The following is a 21114-nucleotide window of genomic DNA, read 5'->3' as shown; positions in this document are numbered from 1 at the left end:
CTACCACCAATCGTTTTTCTTTATTTTACCAACTTATATATTTTATAACAATATAAGTATTAAAATATTGTAAATTTTATTACGTACAAATCAGTACTAAAATTTACAGTATTTTAGTACTGATTTTCAATAATAAGATAAGAAATTGTAAAACTAAACGTATCTATATTTCTCAGTTCTATACCTTATGCTTTTTACATAACATATATCAAATCGTAAACATTACGTTTTGATTAAGGGATAATTATTATTTTTAAGGTTTTTATCTTTTAAATATTTTTTATATTAACTCTTTCTTATTAGCTGCATAATGTGTTTAAACTTTATCATATAGTTCTAGTAATTGGAGGTGAGATGATAGATTATGACAACTCTATCACAGTTAAGTAAAGACCTAACAGGTGTGCTGTTACTAGTGCTTTTTGGTTACTGTTTTTTCTTTGTTGATATAAATACAAAAGATTTAGCCATTCCAGCATCTCTATTGAATGTAAACTCAATCTTTTTAAGTATTGTACTTGAAGCTATCCCTTTTATCTTGCTTGGAGTATTTGCATCTGCTCTTATTCAAGTATTTGTCTCAGAAGAACTTGTTCAACGTCTGATTCCAAAAAATCCATATATTGCGCTTCTACCTGCTGTTTTAGTAAGCGCCCTTCTACCCGTTTGTGAATGTGCCATTATTCCAGTTATAAGGCGGTTATTAAAAAAAGGAATGCCTCTTCATATCGGGGTTGTCATTCTAGTGGGGGCCCCCATTTTAAATCCCGTTGTCTTTGCTGCTACTTTTTATGCCTTTCAATCAAATACATCCATCGTCTACAGCCGTATGGGACTAGCTGTTGTTGCTTGTCTATTAATTGGTCTATCCGTTTATTTCTTTTTTAAAAATTCGAATCAGCTACGACATGTACACGTTCATGAACATGAGGACGCAAAAGTAGGTAATAAGTTAAAGCAAACGTTGTATCATGCTAGTGATGAATTTTTCGATATGGGTAAATATTTATTATTCGGGGCGCTTGTGGCAAGTCTATTTCAAACCTTTTTAGATAGACAACTATTAACGAACCTTGCAAGCAATGACTATATGTCTTCTGCCGTTATGATGGGATTTGCTTATGTACTGTCACTTTGTTCAGAAGCAGATGCTTTTGTTGCTTCATCTTTTTCTCATACATTTTCACCTACAGCTCTTCTTGCCTTTCTACTATATGGGCCTATGATGGATTTTAAAAACACAATTATGCTATTGTCTTTTTTTAAAAAACGTTTCGCATTTAGCCTTATTTTTATCATCACTGTGATTGTGTATCTCGTTGTCATGACTTATGGAATAGTTAGTAAGTAGATAGGAGAAGTGGTATGAAAAAAATTGATCAGCAGTTTGTTCTCTATATAAGGGGGATATTACTAATTGGCTTTTCACTACTTATGTTTAAACTTATATTAACGGGTAAAATCGTTCAATTTATCGCGCCCAAAATGATGCCTTTTATATTATTTTCTTCTGGCACCTTTTTTTTGTTGGGCATTATCCAAATTTGGCGAAGTAGCGTAAATAAAAATCTAACTTGCGAATGCGGTCACGATCATGCGGAAAAAGGCAAAATTCGAACAACGTTTATTTACTCTTTATTTCTATTACCTATTATGACGGGCTTTTTATTTTCTAATCACACACTTGACAGTTCCGTTGCAGTAAAAAGAGGATTAACTTTTTCAGTTACTGAATCTGATACTCAGCAACAAACCAGAAGTGATAAAAACATTGAAGCCACTAATTCAGAACTAGAAAAAGATACGAATGATTTATTGTCTGGAAATTCAGAGGAAGCACCAAAGAATGTTCCAACAACACATCAAAATAGTCTTGCTGCTAAAGTGGCTCCTAGAGGTTTCTATGAATTACTTGAAAAGAAGCTAGTCAAACAAACGAAGATTTCTATAAATGACACCGATTATATTCCAGTTATGAATATTATTGAAAACAACACAGAGCAGTTCATTGGGAAAAAAATCGAGGTCAATGGCTTTGTATATCGTGAAAAAGGATTTAAAGATAACCAATTTGTTGTTGCTCGCTTTGGGATATCTTGTTGTGCAGCAGATGCATCTGTATACGGTTTATTATCTAAATTGGAAAATGCGTCAACATTAAAAAACGATAGCTGGGTTCGTATAAAAGGGATAATACAAAAAACTACGTATAATGGAGAAAATGTCCCCTATATTCAGGTTCAACAGATTGAGTCCATTGACCAGCCTGACAATCCGTACGTATATGAACTTTATCAAGGTGAACAACTGATAGGCCCTGAAGAATAAAAAGACTATAAGATATATGTATGATACCAAGGGCCAACTACACGTAATTTATTCGTTATGTTAGATACTTGGGAAATACAAAGGTGTCTAAAAAACTATACTTTTAAGGACTGTAAAATTTCTTATTCTATTTAATAAGTGGAGAAACGTTCTCAAAGGAGATTAACTTTAATTTTACATAGAACAAGAACAATTAATGCGAATCTCAGCGCTTTAAATTTTTTTGATTTTTACTATCATCGATCCTTCAAGATCCTGTTACCATAAACATGATTATTAGAACAAAAAGAAGGTTCCTTGTCGAATGTTAAGGAACCTTCTTTTTGTTCATTATCTCAGTTTCTTTTCAACAATTTCATCCTGAAGTTTTTCAATAAAGTTATCCAAATTGAACGTTTCAGACTTTTCCTCTCCGTGTTTTCGTACATTTACGGAGTTACTTTCCATTTCCTTATCTCCTAATACCAAAATATAAGGAACTTTAGCCACTTGAGCTTCTCGAATCTTATATCCGAGCTTTTGTTCTCGATTATCTAACTCTACTCGAATTCCCTTCTGTCCTAACGTTTCTTTAATTTGTTGTGCATATTGCTGGTGAGCTTTCAGCGATACGGGAATAACCTTCACCTGTACAGGTGCCAACCATGTTGGGAAGACACCTCCAAAGTGTTCAATTAAAATCCCAAAGAAACGGTCAAGAGATCCAAAAATAGCACGGTGAATGACAACTGGACGCTGTTTTTCGTTCTTTTCGTTAATATAATTTAAATCAAATTTTTCTGGAAGCTGGAAGTCTAATTGAATTGTTGCACATTGATGACTTCTTTTTAAGGCATCTTTAATATGAAAATCGATTTTAGGACCATAAAATGCTCCGTCGCCTTCATTCAGTTTATAATCAAAGTTCAATTTTTTTAATACGTTTTCTAAAGAGCTTTCAGCAAGTTCCCATAAGCTATCTTCTCCCATAGAGTCTTCTGGTCGAGTTGAAAGTTCAATATCATATTCAAAACCAAATGTTTTGTAGATATAATCGACTAATTCAATGACCGATTTAATTTCACTCTCAATTTGTTCAGGAGTAACAAAGATATGAGCATCATCTTGACAAAACGTACGTACTCTTAACAATCCATTTAGAGCCCCACTGAATTCATGACGATGAACTTGGCCGAATTCCCCCATGCGGATTGGTAAATCTCTATAGGAATGGAGCTTATTTTTAAAGATAAGCATATGACCAGGACAGTTCATAGGCTTTAGGGCAAATTTAGCGTTATCAACTTCTGAAAAATACATATTATCCTTGTAATGATCCCAATGACCCGATTTTTCCCATAATTGTTGGTTCATCATAAAAGGTGTGCGTACTTCTTCATATTGATGCTTTTCTTGAACGGATCGTAGGAACTGCTCCATCTGATTTTTAACGATTTGCCCTTTAGCTAAATAAAAAGGCATTCCTGGTGCTTCATCAGAAAACATAAATAATTCTAGTTCGTTTCCTAATTTTCGATGGTCTCTTTTCGCTGCTTCTTCTAGAAACATTACATACTCGTTTAACTGTTTCTGAGAACGAAAAGCTACGCCATATACACGTTGTAACATTTGGTTATCGCTGTTACCTCTCCAGTAAGCTCCCGATACTTTTGTTAATTTAAACGCCTTAACCATTCCAGTAGAAGGTAGGTGAGGGCCTCGACATAAATCGAAAAATTCTCCTTGCTTATAAATCGTAACTGTTTCATTCATAGGGATATCACGTAATAACTCGAGTTTCAACTCGTCATTTATTTCGCTAAATATTCTTTCAGCTTCACTGCGTGTCACTTCAGTACGTTCAATAGGATGATTTTCATTAATAATTTTCTTCATTTCCTGTTCAAGTTGTAGCAACTCATTAGAAGCAATCGTTGTAGAAAGATCCATATCGTAATAAAATCCATCTTCAATAACCGGTCCTACACCTAATTTCACATTCTTATGTACTCTTTTTACTGCCTGAGCAAGTATGTGAGCTGTTGTATGCCTCATAATTTCTAGACTTTCGTCAGACTCTAATGTTAAGATTTCGATTTCTGCATCTTGATTAATAGATCGATGCAAGTCATATAATTCTCCATTTACTTTACCCGCAACGGCTTTCTTCTTTAGGCTAGAACTAATCGATTCTGCAATAGTATGTAGCGTAATACCTTTTGAGAACTCTTTCTCATTTCCATCTAAAAAGCGAATTTGAATCAAATCTTTACTCATAATAACCTCTCCCATTTAAATAAAGTCAAAAAAAAACATACTCGTCCCTAAGTAAGGGACGAGTATGTTTTCACACGTGGTACCACCCAAATTCCCATCAATATAAAAAATAGATTGATGGCTCTGGTGCTGTAACGTCGCAAACGTTATTAATTACTACTATTTCACTAATAAAGCTCCAAGGTGGTAAATTATCTCTCTTTCTTAAGGGCTCACAGCCAAAGACCCTATTCTCTGTAAAGAAATATAAAAATAATTCGTGTCCTTTTCAACGCTCAACATGTTTATTTCCAATAAATGAAATTATAATTTATATTATTTGTAAATGTCAACACTTAATTCTAAATATGTAATTAGTTAGATATTTTCACTTAAAAAGATGGTTTATTGGTAGGGCTATTTTTATCTATGTTTTTTGTATTGTACACTAGTAAATATCCAAAAATACTTATAATACCAAAAATAACCCCAAACATTGTGAATATGATTTCACCTCTTAAAACTTCTAGTAATGTACCCGACAAAATGGGGCCTATGGACATACCAGTATATCTGACAAAGTTAAATACTCCCATAGCACTAGCTCGGTTTTGCTCAAATTGATGAGTCAATATAGTTGCATAAGAAGGTGTTAAAATGCCAATTCCCATTCCATAAATGAATAGGCTTAGCGACATAAGGGATAAAGAAACAGTATGTGTGAGTCCAAACCCTATAATACTAAAAGCAATTAAAAAATTAGTAAAGGTAAATACATTTATAAGAGAAATCTTCTTTTGAATGTATTTAAATAATAGACTTCCGGCTATAAGACTTATCGTCATAGGCAGATAAAGCAAACCAACAAGCTTTAGATTTAGATGATAGTGGCTTGTTAATAATACGGGGAGATAAACTAGAACAGAAAAGTAAATCAAAAAGTTCAAGAAGCTTAATGACAACAATATACTTCCCATCTTGTCCTTCACCATTACACGATAAAAATGAAGCCCGTTCCTCTTGCTTGTCTTGTGTTTTTTTGGGTCTTTAGGAAAAAACAATATATTGATAATGAGTAAAAGAATAGATGTACCCACTAATGACCAGAAAACACCCTCATAATTGTATCGGTCTCCTATGAATCCGCCTAAGATGGGAGCTACTGCGGGAGCAATGGATAACAAGGTTTGATAAGTTCCCATAGCACTTCCACGTTCTTCCCCATCAAAAAGATCCGTTATTGTAGCAGCCGCAATCAATGGAATAGCTGCTGTTCCGAGGGCTTGCAAAGATCGAAAAATGAGAAACAACGTAAAGTTACTTGTAACAGCGCACCCAATACTAGCCAATACTGTAAGCATAAGACTAGGGAGAAGAATAAAACGACTTCCTTTAAAATCAAGAATGGTACCGTAGACTATTTGCATAATAGCTGTAATAAAGATGAACAATGAAACAGTTAGATTGACTAATGTTGTGCTCACATCAAATGAATCCTTAATTAACGGAATAATAGGCGAGTAAATATTTTGATTTAAAGATGCAAAAAATGCACTTATACAAACGACGTATAAGATAAAAATAGGTTTTGTATTTGTATGTCCCATATAAATCTCCTACCTTGTAAATAAGTTTTTCCATATAAAAAGTATGTTTGACATTCTAAGAGCACCTAATTTGGTTATTCTTGTCTTAATCCATTAATCATCGTTTCAAGGAATTCTAATATAATTTTTTGTTTGTCATCAGAGAAATCATCAATTAAATTATAAAATTGTCGTTTCCTCTTGCTATGTAGTTTTTCGTGAAGGTCGAAAACTTGTTTTCCTTTTGCTGTTAACTTAAAGTAAACCTCTTTCTTATTGTCTGCTAATTGAAATCTTCTAATTAACTCATCTTTCGTTAATTTTCGGGTAATTTTTGTGATATTTGCTTTAGATAAATTCATCCTAGTCGCAATCCCTATATTATTTATAGGTCCATTATTTCCGATGCATTCAATCACGTGGATGCTGCTCATATTACTGGGTAATGCTCCTATTTCGTTCAGTTCTTTTTCATCAAGATAATCAAAAAATGTTTGGGAGACTGAGTCAGCTTTTTGTTCATTCAAGTGTAATAATTGCAAATAATTTTCGTATATTAACTGTTTAGATAATAGAGACATATTGGTTCCTTACCTTTCTAATGTATAAATGATTAATGTTTACTAGTAAACATTATACTACTAATAAGCTATTAAATGAATGTAAAATCTCATTTTCATACAATAAAATGAGATTTCATAGTAATTAAAACCTATTATATTTGCAGATAAAACACTTATTTATTTACAAAATAAAGAAAAAATGTTGACTTTTACAAATATTTGGATTTAAAATAGTTTTTGTTTACTAGTGAACATTAACTGTTTAATTATAGGAGTTCAAATAGCTATGTCACAAATTCTTTTAGAAAAAATAGCTAAGCCTTTATTTGCTGTTGAATCTTTATCACAAAATTGCCAGCGAGGGGAATTGTGTCTCCCCTTCTAGCTAATATCGCCTTATGCGGTATGGAAGAAGAGATTGGTATTGTCTATAAAAAGACGTACAAATCAAACGGAGGATATAAAATCGATCCCAAATGTAAGGTAGGACGTGTTCTCTACGCTGATGACTTCGTCATCGTAACCGAAACGAAGGAACAAGCTAAAAGTATGTATCAAAATCTAATTCCTTATTTACAAAAACGAGGAATTACACTCAGCGCCGATAAAACTAGGATTACACATATCGATAATGGGTTCGATTTTCTTGGCTTCTCGCTGCGTCAATACGAAACAGGACAAGGAAAGAAGTTATTCATTAAACCTAGCAAAGATAGTATTAAAAAAGCTAAAAACAAGATAAAAGATACGTTCACAAGGATGAGAGGACGACCAGTAAAAGAAATTATACGTGTCTTAAATCCTATTATTAGAGGTTACGGACAGTATTGGAAACATGTCGTTTCCAAAAAGACGTTTAGTTATATGGACCATTATGTTTTCTCTAAGTTAATCAAACATCTTAAACAATTACACCCAAAGAAGTCGTGGAAGTGGATTACTAAGCGTTATTTTAAGAAACCCAACCACGGTGGAAATAATAAATGGACTCTCACCTGCCCACTTACTAATATTCAATTGTTGAAGATGGCCTGGATTAAAATAGAAAGACACGTGATGGTAGCCTATAAGAACAGTCCAGATGATCCGAACCTAAAAGGATATTGGGAAAAGGGAGACCGTAAGGTCTTCAATAGCGAAAATACGCTAGACAGAATGAAACTCGCAAAAAAACAAGGTTATCGTTGCGCATTATGTAAACACACTCTACAAAATGGCGAAGAAGTTACAGTGCGAAACTTAGAAACTTCTATAGGTAAAGCTGCTAAATTAGTACACGTACCATGTATTAAATAAGTTGTTCGGATAAAAAGAAGGCTTGAGCCGTATGACGAGAAATCTGTCACGTGCGGTTCTTAGGGGGGCGGGCACTCGTGAGAGTGCCTGCCTACCCGACTAAACTAGCAATGCATATGATATACATAACAAAGAGCACATATATTGTTATAAAAATGTGCTCTTTTAGGCAAATTTTTTTAATTTATTATTTGGTAAGTTCTTTTGCAGATAGCCCTAATATGTCCGTATTTTTAGGCGTATGCCCAAGTAGACGTAACATAGCTACAATTTGTCCTTTATGATGTGATTCGTGAGTAATTGAATGTACAAGCAATTGACGAGGTGTTTTTCTTATAACACCACTGTTTGCTCTCCAAGCAAGTTCTTTTTCGATAGATTCATCAAATTTATCTGTAAATTGCTCGAATACCTTTTCTACGTAGCTATCAGCTTGTTCAAAATAACGTTTAATATCTTCTACCTGCATAGTGTTAATGACTTCTTTTGTAAGTAGTGGTGATGAGGTTTCTGAAAGAACAAAAGAACCTAACCAAGCATGATAGCAACCTGCTACATGAACTAAAGAGTCTCTAATACTTTGAAACCCAAATTCAAACTCTTTCGTAAAGTCATCTTCATTTAATTCTTTACACTGATCTAGTAAAATCTGTCTTGTTTGTTTTACCCATTCATAGTCTAACTTTTCCATAGCAATCACACCTCTTAGATATATAATAAAAAATTATTCTTTACTATACACTAATTGGAAATATTATCAAGACTACTGCTACCTATAAATTCCATTATGGTAACTAAAAATTTATGAAGTATAAAGCTTAAATATAGATAAATACTGCTTTCGTATAGTAATTTTTCTGTTACGCAGATACCTTATGATTGAGTACTAATGTCTCAACACATCTTGATTAGTTTTATTTATATGTAAATATTTACTGTTTTTATCCTAACATTCTAGGTTCTTTTGCAGGATAAAGTGTTATCCTTTACATACATTTCATAATGTCCATTTATGTAACTTGATACTTTTAAATTAAGTAAAAGAGCCTTGAGATTAATTGTTTCTTCCGTATCTAATCCGCACTCTTTTGCTAGCTCTTCAATTTCGCCTTTACTAATTTGTATGTTATTTTCCAAATCAGTTACTGTCTCTTTACTGTATTGGAAAGGAACTTCATCTACAACTTCTGTAATTAGTTGATCCTGTCCTTCATATTCTAATCTCCCTTTGGCTGCAGAGTGTTTTCCAATTAATACAGCCTGCTCTTTTATATCCGAAAGGAGAATCATCAATCTAATTCGTTGATTCACAAGAATACGTTGTTTATCAAAAATAGAGATAATTTTGGTTTGATAATCATCCATAGTTAGGTGAAGTTGATACTTCGCTTCTCTTATTACTTCTTCACTGTTTTTAATAAGTATCATATTTAAATCCTCTGCCCCCCGTATTATATGTACTTTCATTATAACAAACTAAAAAAGGAACATCATTCCCTCTAATTAAATCAGCAATCCACCGATTGGCTCTGCGAATAGCTTTAAAAATAAATGTTGTAACCTTATCTATTTTCGATATTTTAATAAGTAAATACTAAAGTACTTCATATATTATTTAGGTTTTATCATTTACACTAACTGACGACAAATAGCGTATTTTTCTACAATCTATGTAATAGTTAACGCTATTTTTAAATAAATACATTACCTATTATATCTCATAACTACATTAATTTAATTTTTTATAAAACAATAAGGATTACATGACACGATTAAAAACTTTTTATTTTTTGTTATATTAGTTGGAAGTAACATAATAACTATTCTTTATGAGTTAGTTTATACGTTTATATCTTTTCATAAAATATTTTTCTTGATACCTTTGATAAAACCAAATACATAGTGCAAGCCAAATACCACTAGCAAGAAAACCACCAATAATGTCACTAGGGTAATGTACACCTAAATAGATACGACTTATTCCAATCATTAGAATTATTACACTACTAGTTAGGATTAAAGCTATGCGTCCCCACCTTGTAGAGATATCATGCCATAATAGAAATGAAAGAGCACCATATACAGCAAATGCACTCATAGCATGACCACTTGGAAAGCTATAACCATCGATTTCAATTAACCTATGTAAATTAGGTCTATCTCTTTGAAAAGAAACCTTTAATAATTGATTTAATATGACATGTCCTCCAACGATGGCGATAAATAAAATAAGCTCTTTTCGATGATGTAATGTAATACTTTATATAGAAAGAAAAGACTCAAAAGAGAAAGAGTAACGACAGAAGGTGTAGACCCTATAAAAGTAAAGGTATTCATGACAGATGTTACTAGAGATGATTCGAACCCTTGAATAAAAGATATAAGGGCATAATCAAATTGAGTCAATATCTGGTGGTGCATAAGTACAGATAAGATGCCAAAACAAATAACAAATAATATACATAAGATAAAGCTAAGAGTAAATCGACAGTGAGCATTCATACAAGTAAACATCTCCAATTTAATATCTAAGTAAATAATGTTCATATAATTAAAAGTGTATAGATAAATTATGATTTAGAGTTATCTAGGCATTTATTAAAGTTAATCAATGTACTTTAACTAAAAACAATATGCTTATTCTGTATGTAAAAACAATACTTTCCTTTATTGTTGGACAGAGAAACGCTAAAGTTTGGGATTCTCATACTTTTTCTAAATAGCCAAACCGGTTGCATAATAAGAAGAGCCTTCCCCTTTAATGGTAAAAGGGAAGGCTCTTCTTATTATTACCGTTTTAAATTTTTTGTTATCTCTATTTTAATTAAGGTCTATGAAAATTGACGGTTTTATCGTCATCTCCTGTACGTTCAAACCATCCTCTAAAGGCCCAGTTATCATATCCTCCGTCGCCTTCGTTAATAAACGTACCTTCTTCAAATATCCAAACTCCAAACGTAATACCATCGTAATCTACAGTATCAAAATATTGTACACCTTGTAGTTGATCAGAATTATAACCTTGACTTAAATTCATTACCATTACATTGTACTGTTGACCCGATTCAAAGAAAGCTTTTTCCATTGCTCCTTTAACAAATCCACTTCGATTGTCAGCTGTTTTAGCTGCATCTGCAATCGCTTGTCCAATCGCTACTGGATCAATCCCTACGTCTGCTCCAACTTCTGCAGCTGCCGCAGAGCCAGCAGAACCTCCTAAATTCGGTAGAGCTAATGGTGTCGCTAACATAGCTATACCTACGGCAGAAGCTACAACAGCTTGTTTCGCTCTTCTCATTTGATCTCCTCCTATTTTAGTTGATTCTTAAAACATTTACCCTTTTTTTACACATTAAAACAAAAATACCATAATTAAGTTAAAATAGGATTACTGAGTAAATACGAGATAGGGGTAGAGTATCGCTTAATTATTTATTACCAAGTTGTTCTGCCAAACCAATTAAAAGTCCTTCTACTCCACGGATGTAGCAGAGCCGATACGAGTCCTCATACTGAACCACTTCGCCAACGAGCTGCGCACCAAGCCTGATGAGTCTGGACACCATCTCGTCAAGGTCTTCAACTGTGAACATAACGCGTAGATAGCCCAGAGCGTTTACAGGAGTATTTCGGTGATCTGATACAATAGATGGGGTGAGAAATCGCGAAAGTTCAATCCGGCTGTGGCCATCTGGAGTAACCAACATCGCAATCTCTACGCGCTGAGAACCCAATCCCGTTACGCAGCCAGCCCATTGACCTTCGACAGTGGTGCGCCCTTCGAGACTCAAGCCAATCTCTTCAAAAAAAGAAATTGCGTCATCAAGGGATTCTACAACAATGCTGACATTGTCCATTCTTAGTAAGTTGTTTTTTTCCATGGTTTTATCTCCTTATGTGTGAAATTTTATTATCTGTTCATTTTCATAATGATTCTATTAAAAAGTTACAAATTCCTTTCAAACAAAATATTGTTAAGCTGTCACTAGGTCTTATTTGTTATATGGTTTATATTTTTTGTAGAAAAATGATTCACTAAAACATTTATTTTCAAGTATATCTGTATATGAATCTACAAATCTGGCCAGACTAATAACATATTCCCCCCATTCCAATAAATTTAAAAACCCTTTGCCTTTATCAGCAAAGGATTATTTTTATATTAATTCCTTTTAATGGTTAATAGAAAAGACGCTGTTAAGCATCCATTTAGAGAACGTTGCTAAAATTGTAAATATAAGAAAACACTAATTTTTTGTTTTTTTACATAAATTTTTTCTATACGGATCAAACTACTTAAGACGCCGTGAGGTATCTACCACTAAAATCATATTCGTATTCCCAACAGAACAACCTACTGTACAGGAGCAGTAGGTTGTTCTGTTTTACAGCTGTATATTTTATACTTATTTAGTTAACATAAAATATTTTTCAGGAAAAGATAAAGCAGTCTAATAACACTTAGGCTGCTTTAACATTCGTTCTTTAATTATCTATTAAATCCACTCACTAACTATACATGTTTATGTCTGGATATTAACTCACTCATTAATCTGTTTAAAGCAATGTCTATTATGTCATGTTCTGTATACTCTTGTACAAAAGGTAACTTCCTTGTTTCTTTTTTTATTAACAACTTTCTAATCTCATCACACAAGTGAATTTGAGAATTCTAAAGCCTTATTACTTGTATATCTTTCATTTGTTCAGACATGAAATCAACCCCTTTATGATTTTTAAGGAACCTATTCTGCTTTAAAAAGGAAAAACCCTTTTGCTAATGTGCTATTCACATAAAGGTATCTTTCTCCACCCTATTATGTTAGTGTCAGGGAAGAAACAAATAAAACAAATTATTTGGTCTCTTTGCACCTGATGTTTCCTTATAGTAGAAAGGGATATACCTATTTATGAGCATAATCAAAATTGAAAAACTGCTCGTAAAGCTTTACATATAATCTTAAATTCTATAAAAGAAGAGGATCTTTAACGTGGCCTTCTTCCCTTTATACAGTTTTAGTTAGCATAGTGGGTTTTATAAGAACCATAAGCATTTGAAATAAGGTTAATTGGATATTATTCTTTTTGGTAAAATAATCTAATTTAGTGAAAAGGGGGAAGTAAGAATGAGCACAACGGAAATCATATTATTAAACATAAAAGAGATTAGAAGAAGAAGTATAAAAATATGGGAAGCAATTCCTCAAAGTAAATTGAATTGGAAGCCAGATAAAGAAGCTATGACATGCTTAGAAATGATTCGACATGTCTTAGAATCAGAATACTATTATTATCTAGCTATTAAAAATAAAGGGAGCTTAAAAAAATTTGACTCTCCTTTCGAAAAAAAACCATTAATTTCTGTAAGAAGTGAATTAGAGTTTGCAGAAACATATCATCAGCAATTTTTAGAAATGATAAGTACTTTTTCGAATGCAGATTTAACAGATATTCAAATAGATCGCTCAGATGTCGGCTACGTTCGTTCTTTAGGAGATATGTTAATGCGCATAGGTTATCACGAGTCCGTACACGCTGGACAACTCTTACAATATTTAAGAACAATGGAGGTTGATCGTCCCATAGTATGGGATTAAATCAATTAAACACTGTGTATACCCTATAAAGCAATAATTACTATCGTGTTTTTTCTGTTTGTGATCTTATTGTGATCTTATGCTCTATTGAAGTATAGTACATTGTCAGTATGTATAAATTATAATATCGCCTGAAGAAAGATTAACAAACTAAGTATGATATAATGAAAGGAGCCCCCTGATCGTGAAACGGTTAGAGGGCTTTTCTATTTTAAAGAGAAATATATAGTATTTCCTCCATTTTAAGACGTCTAAACAAGTAGATTTATCTCATAAAAAAAGACCAATACGATTATTGGCCTTTTTTATATTTCGTATAAACACAACACTTTTTATATAGAAACCATTATATCTTTTAGATTTACGTCATTTTTTTAAAAACTATATAATATATATTACGATCAGAAAAAGGCCTTATTTGTCGTTACTAATTTTAAATAGTAAAACTATTGATCTCAACGAGCTACTTTACTATTTACTCAACAGAATCAGTTTAATTAACAAAGACCTATTGATCCACTACTCTAGAGGTTATGGATGTAAGTGTGTTAGTCTAAGGAAAGCCAAATAGAAGACTGTCTTCTGTGATCTTTTTTTAACTGTTAATAACAAATAATTAGATATAAATATATAAGCACAACTGTAATTAAACAGGATTTTGATACCACTAAAGGATTTCAAAAAAAGTTCTTTATAGAACCCCCTTTTTATTTTTAAGATTTAACCTTTAATCTCTACGTAGAAAAATATGTTTTACTTTCGGTTTGTCTTTTTTCCTAAAATGCTTTATGGTCGTGCTGTTTAAACAATTTATTCTCTATCCACTAACCCTTTCTTTTAAATAACCTAGAAATCCATTTTGGACTTTAACTATATGGTCACCTATCCAAATACTATTGACTCTAAAGTAATACCAACTTCGGGATTCACCTAAAAATTCTCTAACGCTATAACCTTCTTTGATTAAATGAGCTTGAATTTCTTCTTTCCAATCACTAAACATCTTCTTCCCTCCTATTTAAGGTTGTTAAGACTGTCCTTTTACTAATCCCCATTTCATTCAAGGAGAAACCAATCATTCCTATTATTCATATATGTTAGTAATATCTATGTCATATAAGTTTTATAGCAATTTCAACTACGCTGCATTGATCACCTTCAAAAGATTTGTAGAGGGTAACATATCTCTTGAAACGTATGGGCAATTACTATAAAAATGAGGTAGTCTATAAATATATAAGGTAGTTAAGAACAGCGAAGGGTAACCTCTAATTCAAGTGAGCTTACTCTTTATATCCATGTGTATAATTTTATTTCATAAAAACAAACTTTGGTGGGTACATCAGAACATGTGTGCATGACGGATAGAGTATAAAACGGGATTTGAAATAGAAATAAGGTCTAATTAATATAAAAAAAATTATTGTAGCTGTTCTTTAAAACATTGATATTAACAGCAGTGACTACATGTAATTGATGCAAATAATTAAGCTGATAAGCTCTAATACTGAGTTTTAAAAATGATAGACGTTGATGTGGTTAGTGATAAGAAATAGTTTGACAACTAAAGGTATATATAATATACATCTTTTGGGGTGAAAAATTACTTCATCGACAGTGATTTTACGATAACAACGTGTAATTCCACAAAAGAGAGCAATGCATACAAGTAAATAAATTCAACTGTACAAATACTATTTTTAATACTCATCCCTATAAATTTTTTCATATTATTGGCCCCTTCCCCATATAAGCTATTCGTTTCAACTTATTTAAATGTAAAAGTATTAATCTTGAGTGAGGTAATAACAATTGCTGCTTAGCTGTGAAGTTATCAAGTGGAATTTGTAGAAAAGTAATAGTGAATTAGTCTACAATCTTTTATTTGCTTTACGAATACCTTTTCCTCTTTTATAAAAATCATCCCGAATTTCTCGAGTGAGCACGCCCTCTTCTATTTTTTCTGCAATATCCATTAGTGTTTCAATGTCAGAAAAGGAATATCTTCGGGTGCCCGAAGGTGTGCGTGCAGGAAAAATAAGCTTTTTGGTTTCATAATAACGGATTTTCCTTTCAGAAAGTCCTGTCATGTCAGTAACAATCTTCATGGTCATTATTTTTTTGTCTCGATATGCGTAACGTTTCTTCAAATCATCTTGCTCCTTTGTCTAGTTTGTTCATTGTAAAACAGAAATATAGTTATTAGTTAACTAATTTGTGTACTTCACTTATTGTTCAGTTGTACATATATCTGAATTATCAAATAATTATGTTTACATTAGCAGTAAAACATACAAATAATCTACAACTTGGTTATAACTCCTGACATATTAAATATTTAATTATGACTTTTTCTCCAATGTTAAACAAAAAATAATACATAAAAATCTTTTTATTCTTACTATATTGCTTAGAGAAAATAGTTCAAAATTCCAGTTGAATATGCTTATATATAGTCAAAGAAAAGGCCCTTGCTACATTAACAGCATAAGGGTCTTTTCTTAATTGAATTAAACATTTCCATTCAAACTAATTAACTTTAAAGGATAAATAGGGATAGAAAAAAGCACCCTCATCGTTAATGGCATTGAAGAGTAAGGGTGCTTTTTGGGAATTTAGATTTTCTATACTAAAATATAAGAAATATTAGATCTGTAGTCATTGTAACATATTATTTGAAAGATTGTCATACAAATTTTGTTGTGAGAAGGGAAAACTTGTTATTTGATTACAGAATTGCTCTTTATCAGGCTCATATATATCCATGTGTGAGACAAATGACTTTTACCATTTTACCCCTTCGTATACTATCTTTTTTAGAAGAGTATATATCTATAAGATGCACTTTTTATACATTGCTTTCATTGCCTGGATTAACAGAATAAGTATCGTTTCAAAAATGTATAAAAATCTGCATGTTTCATAACAAGAAACTCCTTGAGAACCCTTGCCTTCCTATTATTCTCTTTTTTGTATGTTCTGGAAAGAGATTTTATGTTACCTAAACGCGTATAAGATATACAGTTATAAATCAGAAAAAATTGCTATCGGTGAAGAAGCAGTTCTTCTGTTCTTGTTTAATGGTTGTTTTTTATTAAATATAACGCTGCTTTTTTGATAAAACGAGAGTAGAGATACCAATCAATCCTACACCCATGATTGCCGGAGTAGTGTGGCTAACTACTGAATACAACTGACCGCCAATAATTGGTCCCATGAACCGGGCTAAAGATTGAATACTTTGAGCTCCCCCTAGTATATGACCTTGATCACTGTCACTAACAGATTTTGAAAGCATACCATTAAATGATGGCCCAAAGACCGAATCACCCAGTCCGAAGAAAACCATCCCAGCAATAAAGACTAAATAAAAAGCTGTAAGGGCTGAAATCGCAATAAGGATAAAGCCAATAATTTGACTTATCATGCCTAAAAGAGCAATTTTTTTATCCGTCAAAAATTCGAGTAGCCGTGGCATAATGATTGCTTGAGAAAAGATATCCAGTACACCTATTACAGAAAATGTCAGACCAATAAATATAGGCTGCCATGCAAATGTATCTATTGAAAACTGAGAGAAGATAGCTTGTAATGATCCGTTAGGAATCCAAATTAGGAACCCAGCAATTAGCAGCCATTTAACAGATTTAAAGGAAAAAACCTTTGATAATTGTATAAATGGATTAAGGTGTCTAACAGATATACTGGAAGAGCGTCTGGACTTCTCAAGACTCTCAGACATGAAAAAATAGCCATATATGGCATTAAGCAATGTGATAACCGTACCAGCATACATAGGAACACCGTTTCCGAAAGTTGCAAGTGCACCACCAATGATAGGGCCCAGAGCAGTGCCAATCCCAACAACAGCACTAATCCAACCAAAGTATTTAGTGCGTTCATTTGAATGGGTGATATCTGCAAAGTAAGCAAAAATCGCTGAAATTTCGCCACCTGTCAAACCTTCTATGATACGACCAAGGAAGAGAATCCAAAGTGCACCTCCAAGTCCAAAGATAAAATAACCAAGAGCAGAACCAATAAGACTAATAATTAATACTGGACGACGACCATATCTATCGCTTAACGCACCTAAGACTGGTGCAGCCAAAAAGACAGAAAGAGCGTATATAGACGTAAGTAATGTTACTGCAGTAGCCTGACTATTGGGACTACTAGTATAAGTCTTTACTAAAAAAGGTAAAACAGGGCTAACTATAGTCAATCCAAGACCAGTTAAGAAGACAGTGATAAACCCAAACGTTAGGGCATGTTTATTTATTGAAGTATCCATGATAGTTCTCCTTCGGATTTATTGTTTCTAAGGAAACAAATATAAGTTTACTTCTTTATTGTTTCCTCGTCAACAATAAATCATCGTAAAAAAAACACCACTTACTCAGTGATATTTTTCAGATGATGTCTATATCGACCAATGAAACGAAAAATAGTGTCAAATTCCTCATCGGTCATGTACTTAAATACTTCTTTATCACGTTCAAGAAAAGATTGGTGTAATTCTTGATGGACATCATTTATTTTTTGTCCATTGGTTGTTAGGCGAAAATATATTTCCTTTTTATTTTCAACACTTTGATAACTCTCAATCATATTTTTAGCTATCAGCTTCTTAGTAAGCTTACTTATAGCACCTCGAGTCATGTAGCTTGCAGCTGCAAGCTTTGTTACATTTGCATTTGGGATCAGAGCAATATTTTCGATTAATTCTATTTCACTCAACTTATAGTCCTTTAAAGCCAATTCTACTTCCGGTTTATTACGCCAGATTATTTCATTACACAAATCCATAAGTTCACTCATTAACTGCTGTCTTTTATCCATAATGACTCCTCCCTAATTTGTATACAGTATAACGAGTTTTGGTTTCTTTCACAACAAAACGAAATAAAGCATTATAATGTTTATTAAGAATATGTAATAAACGTTATTTTAATGAGAAGCAACTTAAACTCTTTTATGAAAATTGACGGTTTTATCGTCATCTCCTGTGCGTTCAAACCATCCTCTGAAGGCCCAGTTATCATATCCCCCATCCCCTTCATTAACAAATGTTCCACCTTCAAACACCCACACTCCAAATGTCCCACCATCATAATTTACCTTATCAAAGTACTGAATGCTTTATAGTTTCTCATCGTAACCTTGACTCAAGTTCATTACAATTACGTTATATTGCTCACCTGCTTTATAGAAAGCTTTTTCTCTTGCTCCTTTGACAAAACCGCTTCGATTGTCAGCCGTTTTAGCTGCATCTGCGGAACCAGCAGAACCTCCTAAATTCGGTAGAGCTAATGGCGTCTAACATAGCCAAAACTACAGTTGAAGCTATAACAGCTTGTTTCGCTCTTCTCATTTGATCTCCTCCTATTTTAGTTGATTCTTAAAATGCCTACCCTTTTTTACATATTAAAACAAAAATAACATAGTTAAGTAAGTTTGTGATAACCGAGAAAAAAGAGATGAGGGTGTTAAAAAAGCTGTCTCTACTCTCGAGTAGAGACAACTCAAGAAACAATTAGCTATTCAGCAGGAGTTTGTCGTGTCTTATGAGCAGATACTTTTATCACATACCTAATAAGGAAATGCTACCCATTATCTAATTTAATCTTTCACTTTTTCGACATAATAAGTTCACTCATATATTGAAAACCATATAACAGGAGTTGTCTGACAGTCAAAATGGTTACATACTGAAACGGATTAATTCTCTTCAGCGTAAAGATGTTTGTCTTTTTTAATTTGGGTACAACTACGAATGTGAATGTAGTATGTATCATAAAATTTACAGCTATATACAGAGGAAACTTGCGGTATGTGGATTTAAGCACCCATATAGATACGGTAAAAAAGGGCCCCCATGTCCACACATCTTCACCAGGAATTTTCGGATGTATACTGCGTTTAAAAGACCAAAAATTCTTCCTCTTAGCATAACAATTAAGGTATTTAGTCACCATGCAGATAGCAATGGATGCTGGAAGAAAACGTTTAAAATCTTTGCTCTTCATAAATGAAAAGCTGGACCAACAAGTGATAACTAACAGTATTAAAAATAGCCTATTCTTTTTCATGATTCTATACACCTCTCTATTTTAAGGTGTACATCTATTCTAAAATTACACAAAGAATTCTTGTACATGTTACCTGATAGAACGACCTGCTGAGAGTGACAGCAGGTTGTTCTATTTTTAGCTTTAAAACTTAATGTTGATTACTATAGCTTTTAAATACGTTCTGATTCCTGATAGCGATGTGCCCAATATCTTCTGAAATTTTCAAGTTTTTCTTACTAGGTAATTCTAAGGATACTGGCTCTTCACTTGGATATATTAATTCTTGTGGAGGTGATAGTAATGGAAAACAAATACTCTAACAAGACTGCTTCAGGAACAGACGTACAACATGTGAAGCAAAAAAATGCTCAAGCATCTTCTGGTAAATACGGTACAGAATTTGCAAGCGAGACTGACGTACAACACGTGAAGCGTCAAAACGCTCAAGCAAACAAAAAACAAAAATAATTTTTAAAAGGGTTCTTTCATAATCGTTGAAAGAACCCTTTCTTATGCTTAATCTCCCATTAGCTTGTATCAAAGTTTATTCTACAGATATATCTTAAAAACTTAGTTAACATAATGTTTCTTTATCGGTAGCAACATAATAAAAAGCCCTTTTTAAGGGGTTTTATAGCTATCTACTTATTTTTTATTTTTATTATTTATTCGACTCTCGCCAATCCCAATATGAACTATATAATTCATCATGTAAAAAATCTTCTTCGTCCTCCTCTTCCTGCTTTTCCACCAACTTTAAGCCAAACCATATGTCATCATCATTTTCCAATACAGGATCACTTACTCCATCAAGTAAACAAAAAGCACTATGAAAGGCGCCCATTATGTTATCTCTTACGATTTTTTCAATTGCACTAATACTTTCATCTGTGAATTCCTGGGCCTCTAAAGAATTTATTTCATCTTTAGTTAAATTGAATTCTTCCCACGGTAATTCCTTAGGAGGTTGTTTTAATTGTTCCCCTATTTCTGAATATTCTTTGATAATATTATGTATTTCTCTTAAAAATAATTGCTTAGAATCCATCTTCTATTCTCCTATATGTACGTTATATGTTAGGGGTTTTTATGACATTAATTTATAGTACCATAAAAATATTAACGTTCATTTTCTTACATTGTTCGATAAGGCATAAATGTTCCGCCCAAAAAATAACCCCATACTACGAAAAGGACAGCAAATAAAATGAACAAGAACCAACCTCTGGCATAAGTGTTTAATTCTTGTTTGTTTTGTGTCTTTTCTCTGTATTTTCGTTGGATATCATGATGTTTCGATATATTTTTCATTACCATCCCTCCCTTGAATATTGACCAAACAATTGGAACCAGTGTTATGAAATATAAAGCATAATGTACATTACTTTTTTTCCTTATAACTATATTTATGAAAAGTGGTCTTTTAGGTTGAAGC

19 protein-coding genes and 1 other annotated feature are annotated in these 21114 nt (G+C 32.7%); of the genes, 5 read left to right on the top strand and 14 right to left on the bottom strand.

Going from position 1 to position 21114, the window contains the following annotated elements:
- Nucleotides 1-364 precede the first annotated feature (364 nt).
- Together LJC66_RS09325 and LJC66_RS09320 are read left to right on the top strand one after the other, a co-directional pair.
- Nucleotides 365-1351 (top strand): permease, encoded by a 987-nt coding sequence (locus LJC66_RS09325; protein WP_230932394.1) that lies wholly within the window; start codon nt 365-367, stop codon nt 1349-1351.
- 14 nt (nt 1352-1365) lie between these two features.
- The gene (locus LJC66_RS09320) at nt 1366-2328 is read left to right on the top strand and encodes a TIGR03943 family putative permease subunit (protein WP_195694588.1); all 963 of its coding nucleotides are present in this window, start codon (nt 1366-1368) and stop codon (nt 2326-2328) included.
- A gap of 330 nt (nt 2329-2658) precedes the next feature.
- Here the strand turns inward: LJC66_RS09320 and thrS are convergent, their stop codons facing one another.
- The 3 genes from thrS to LJC66_RS09305 form a co-directional block, all read right to left on the bottom strand.
- Nucleotides 2659-4584 carry a threonine--tRNA ligase gene (gene thrS / locus LJC66_RS09315; RefSeq protein ID WP_230932393.1) on the bottom strand — a complete coding sequence of 642 codons (1926 nt, stop codon included), beginning with the start codon at nt 4582-4584 and terminating at the stop codon, nt 2659-2661.
- A 51-nt stretch (nt 4585-4635) separates the two neighbouring features.
- Nucleotides 4636-4865: a binding site (T-box leader), on the bottom strand.
- A gap of 90 nt (nt 4866-4955) precedes the next feature.
- Nucleotides 4956-6170, bottom strand: coding sequence for an MFS transporter (locus LJC66_RS09310; protein ID WP_230932392.1), 1215 nt, complete (start codon nt 6168-6170; stop codon nt 4956-4958).
- Nucleotides 6171-6244: 74 nt separating this feature from the next.
- Nucleotides 6245-6730, bottom strand: a complete 486-nt coding sequence (locus LJC66_RS09305; RefSeq protein WP_195694591.1) for a MarR family transcriptional regulator — start codon at nt 6728-6730, stop codon at nt 6245-6247.
- Nucleotides 6731-7081: 351 nt separating this feature from the next.
- On the opposite strand from LJC66_RS09305, the gene LJC66_RS09300 reads away from it, so the two are divergent.
- Nucleotides 7082-8008: a group II intron maturase-specific domain-containing protein gene (locus tag LJC66_RS09300; RefSeq protein WP_230932391.1), complete on the top strand. Its 927-nt coding sequence runs from the start codon at nt 7082-7084 to the stop codon at nt 8006-8008.
- Between the two features lie 187 nt (nt 8009-8195).
- Here the strand turns inward: LJC66_RS09300 and LJC66_RS09295 are convergent, their stop codons facing one another.
- The 5 genes from LJC66_RS09295 to LJC66_RS09275 form a co-directional block, all read right to left on the bottom strand.
- Complete coding sequence (locus tag LJC66_RS09295) at nt 8196-8699, bottom strand: DinB family protein (RefSeq protein ID WP_195694592.1); 504 nt, start codon at nt 8697-8699, stop codon at nt 8196-8198.
- Nucleotides 8700-8962: 263 nt separating this feature from the next.
- Nucleotides 8963-9436 (bottom strand): hypothetical protein, encoded by a 474-nt coding sequence (locus tag LJC66_RS09290; protein WP_164797703.1) that lies wholly within the window; start codon nt 9434-9436, stop codon nt 8963-8965.
- A 406-nt stretch (nt 9437-9842) separates the two neighbouring features.
- Nucleotides 9843-10205 carry a phosphatase PAP2 family protein gene (locus LJC66_RS09285; RefSeq protein ID WP_230932810.1) on the bottom strand — a complete coding sequence of 121 codons (363 nt, stop codon included), beginning with the start codon at nt 10203-10205 and terminating at the stop codon, nt 9843-9845.
- Nucleotides 10206-10832: 627 nt separating this feature from the next.
- Entirely contained in the window at nt 10833-11306 is a 474-nt protein-coding gene (locus LJC66_RS09280; RefSeq protein WP_230932390.1) for a stress protein, read from the bottom strand.
- A gap of 130 nt (nt 11307-11436) precedes the next feature.
- Nucleotides 11437-11889, bottom strand: a complete 453-nt coding sequence (locus LJC66_RS09275; protein ID WP_230932389.1) for a VOC family protein — start codon at nt 11887-11889, stop codon at nt 11437-11439.
- A gap of 1245 nt (nt 11890-13134) precedes the next feature.
- Between LJC66_RS09275 and LJC66_RS09270 the strand changes: the two genes are divergently transcribed.
- Complete coding sequence (locus LJC66_RS09270) at nt 13135-13605, top strand: DinB family protein (RefSeq protein WP_230932388.1); 471 nt, start codon at nt 13135-13137, stop codon at nt 13603-13605.
- 817 nt (nt 13606-14422) lie between these two features.
- Here the strand turns inward: LJC66_RS09270 and LJC66_RS09265 are convergent.
- The 4 genes from LJC66_RS09265 to LJC66_RS09250 all read right to left on the bottom strand — a co-directional run bounded on the left by LJC66_RS09265 (nt 14423) and on the right by LJC66_RS09250 (nt 18447).
- The gene (locus LJC66_RS09265; RefSeq protein WP_230932387.1) at nt 14423-14608 is read right to left on the bottom strand and encodes a hypothetical protein; all 186 of its coding nucleotides are present in this window, start codon (nt 14606-14608) and stop codon (nt 14423-14425) included.
- An 868-nt stretch (nt 14609-15476) separates the two neighbouring features.
- Complete coding sequence (locus tag LJC66_RS09260; RefSeq protein ID WP_050688991.1) at nt 15477-15755, bottom strand: MerR family transcriptional regulator; 279 nt, start codon at nt 15753-15755, stop codon at nt 15477-15479.
- Nucleotides 15756-16699: 944 nt separating this feature from the next.
- Nucleotides 16700-17899, bottom strand: coding sequence for an MFS transporter (locus LJC66_RS09255; protein WP_230932386.1), 1200 nt, complete (start codon nt 17897-17899; stop codon nt 16700-16702).
- A gap of 101 nt (nt 17900-18000) precedes the next feature.
- Entirely contained in the window at nt 18001-18447 is a 447-nt protein-coding gene (locus tag LJC66_RS09250) for a MarR family transcriptional regulator (RefSeq protein ID WP_098113792.1), read from the bottom strand.
- Nucleotides 18448-19979: 1532 nt separating this feature from the next.
- On the opposite strand from LJC66_RS09250, the gene LJC66_RS09245 reads away from it, so the two are divergent.
- A complete protein-coding gene (locus LJC66_RS09245) occupies nt 19980-20147 on the top strand; it encodes a gamma-type small acid-soluble spore protein (protein WP_053074040.1) in 168 nt (55 codons plus the stop codon).
- A 193-nt stretch (nt 20148-20340) separates the two neighbouring features.
- Here the strand turns inward: LJC66_RS09245 and LJC66_RS09240 are convergent, their stop codons facing one another.
- Both LJC66_RS09240 and LJC66_RS09235 read right to left on the bottom strand, forming a co-directional pair.
- On the bottom strand, nt 20341-20727 hold the full coding sequence (locus LJC66_RS09240) for a hypothetical protein (RefSeq protein WP_230932385.1): 387 nt from the start codon (nt 20725-20727) through the stop codon (nt 20341-20343).
- An 86-nt stretch (nt 20728-20813) separates the two neighbouring features.
- Nucleotides 20814-20990, bottom strand: coding sequence for a hypothetical protein (locus tag LJC66_RS09235; protein WP_230932384.1), 177 nt, complete (start codon nt 20988-20990; stop codon nt 20814-20816).
- Between the last annotated feature and the right edge of the window lie 124 nt (nt 20991-21114).

The organism is Priestia sp. TSO9, from assembly GCF_021029645.1.
Taxonomy (GTDB): Bacteria; Bacillota; Bacilli; order Bacillales; family Bacillaceae_H; genus Priestia; species Priestia megaterium_E.
The sequence above is the reverse complement of the archived record's forward strand: the minus strand, read 5'-3'. Positions and strand labels throughout refer to the sequence as shown.

Coding starts and splice junctions, on each gene's coding strand:
- LJC66_RS09295 (WP_195694592.1), bottom strand. CDS start 8,699: ATGGAAAAGTTAGACTATGAATGGGTAAAACAAACAAGACAGATTTTA.
- LJC66_RS09310 (WP_230932392.1), bottom strand. CDS start 6,170: ATGGGACATACAAATACAAAACCTATTTTTATCTTATACGTCGTTTGT.
- thrS (WP_230932393.1), bottom strand. CDS start 4,584: ATGAGTAAAGATTTGATTCAAATTCGCTTTTTAGATGGAAATGAGAAA.
- LJC66_RS09305 (WP_195694591.1), bottom strand. CDS start 6,730: ATGTCTCTATTATCTAAACAGTTAATATACGAAAATTATTTGCAATTA.
- LJC66_RS09275 (WP_230932389.1), bottom strand. CDS start 11,889: ATGGAAAAAAACAACTTACTAAGAATGGACAATGTCAGCATTGTTGTA.
- LJC66_RS09270 (WP_230932388.1), top strand. CDS start 13,135: ATGAGCACAACGGAAATCATATTATTAAACATAAAAGAGATTAGAAGA.
- LJC66_RS09265 (WP_230932387.1), bottom strand. CDS start 14,608: ATGTTTAGTGATTGGAAAGAAGAAATTCAAGCTCATTTAATCAAAGAA.
- LJC66_RS09320 (WP_195694588.1), top strand. CDS start 1,366: ATGAAAAAAATTGATCAGCAGTTTGTTCTCTATATAAGGGGGATATTA.
- LJC66_RS09240 (WP_230932385.1), bottom strand. CDS start 20,727: ATGGATTCTAAGCAATTATTTTTAAGAGAAATACATAATATTATCAAA.
- LJC66_RS09280 (WP_230932390.1), bottom strand. CDS start 11,306: ATGAGAAGAGCGAAACAAGCTGTTGTAGCTTCTGCCGTAGGTATAGCT.
- LJC66_RS09245 (WP_053074040.1), top strand. CDS start 19,980: ATGGAAAACAAATACTCTAACAAGACTGCTTCAGGAACAGACGTACAA.
- LJC66_RS09255 (WP_230932386.1), bottom strand. CDS start 17,899: ATGGATACTTCAATAAATAAACATGCCCTAACGTTTGGGTTTATCACT.
- LJC66_RS09250 (WP_098113792.1), bottom strand. CDS start 18,447: ATGGATAAAAGACAGCAGTTAATGAGTGAACTTATGGATTTGTGTAAT.
- LJC66_RS09325 (WP_230932394.1), top strand. CDS start 365: ATGACAACTCTATCACAGTTAAGTAAAGACCTAACAGGTGTGCTGTTA.
- LJC66_RS09290 (WP_164797703.1), bottom strand. CDS start 9,436: ATGATACTTATTAAAAACAGTGAAGAAGTAATAAGAGAAGCGAAGTAT.
- LJC66_RS09235 (WP_230932384.1), bottom strand. CDS start 20,990: ATGAAAAATATATCGAAACATCATGATATCCAACGAAAATACAGAGAA.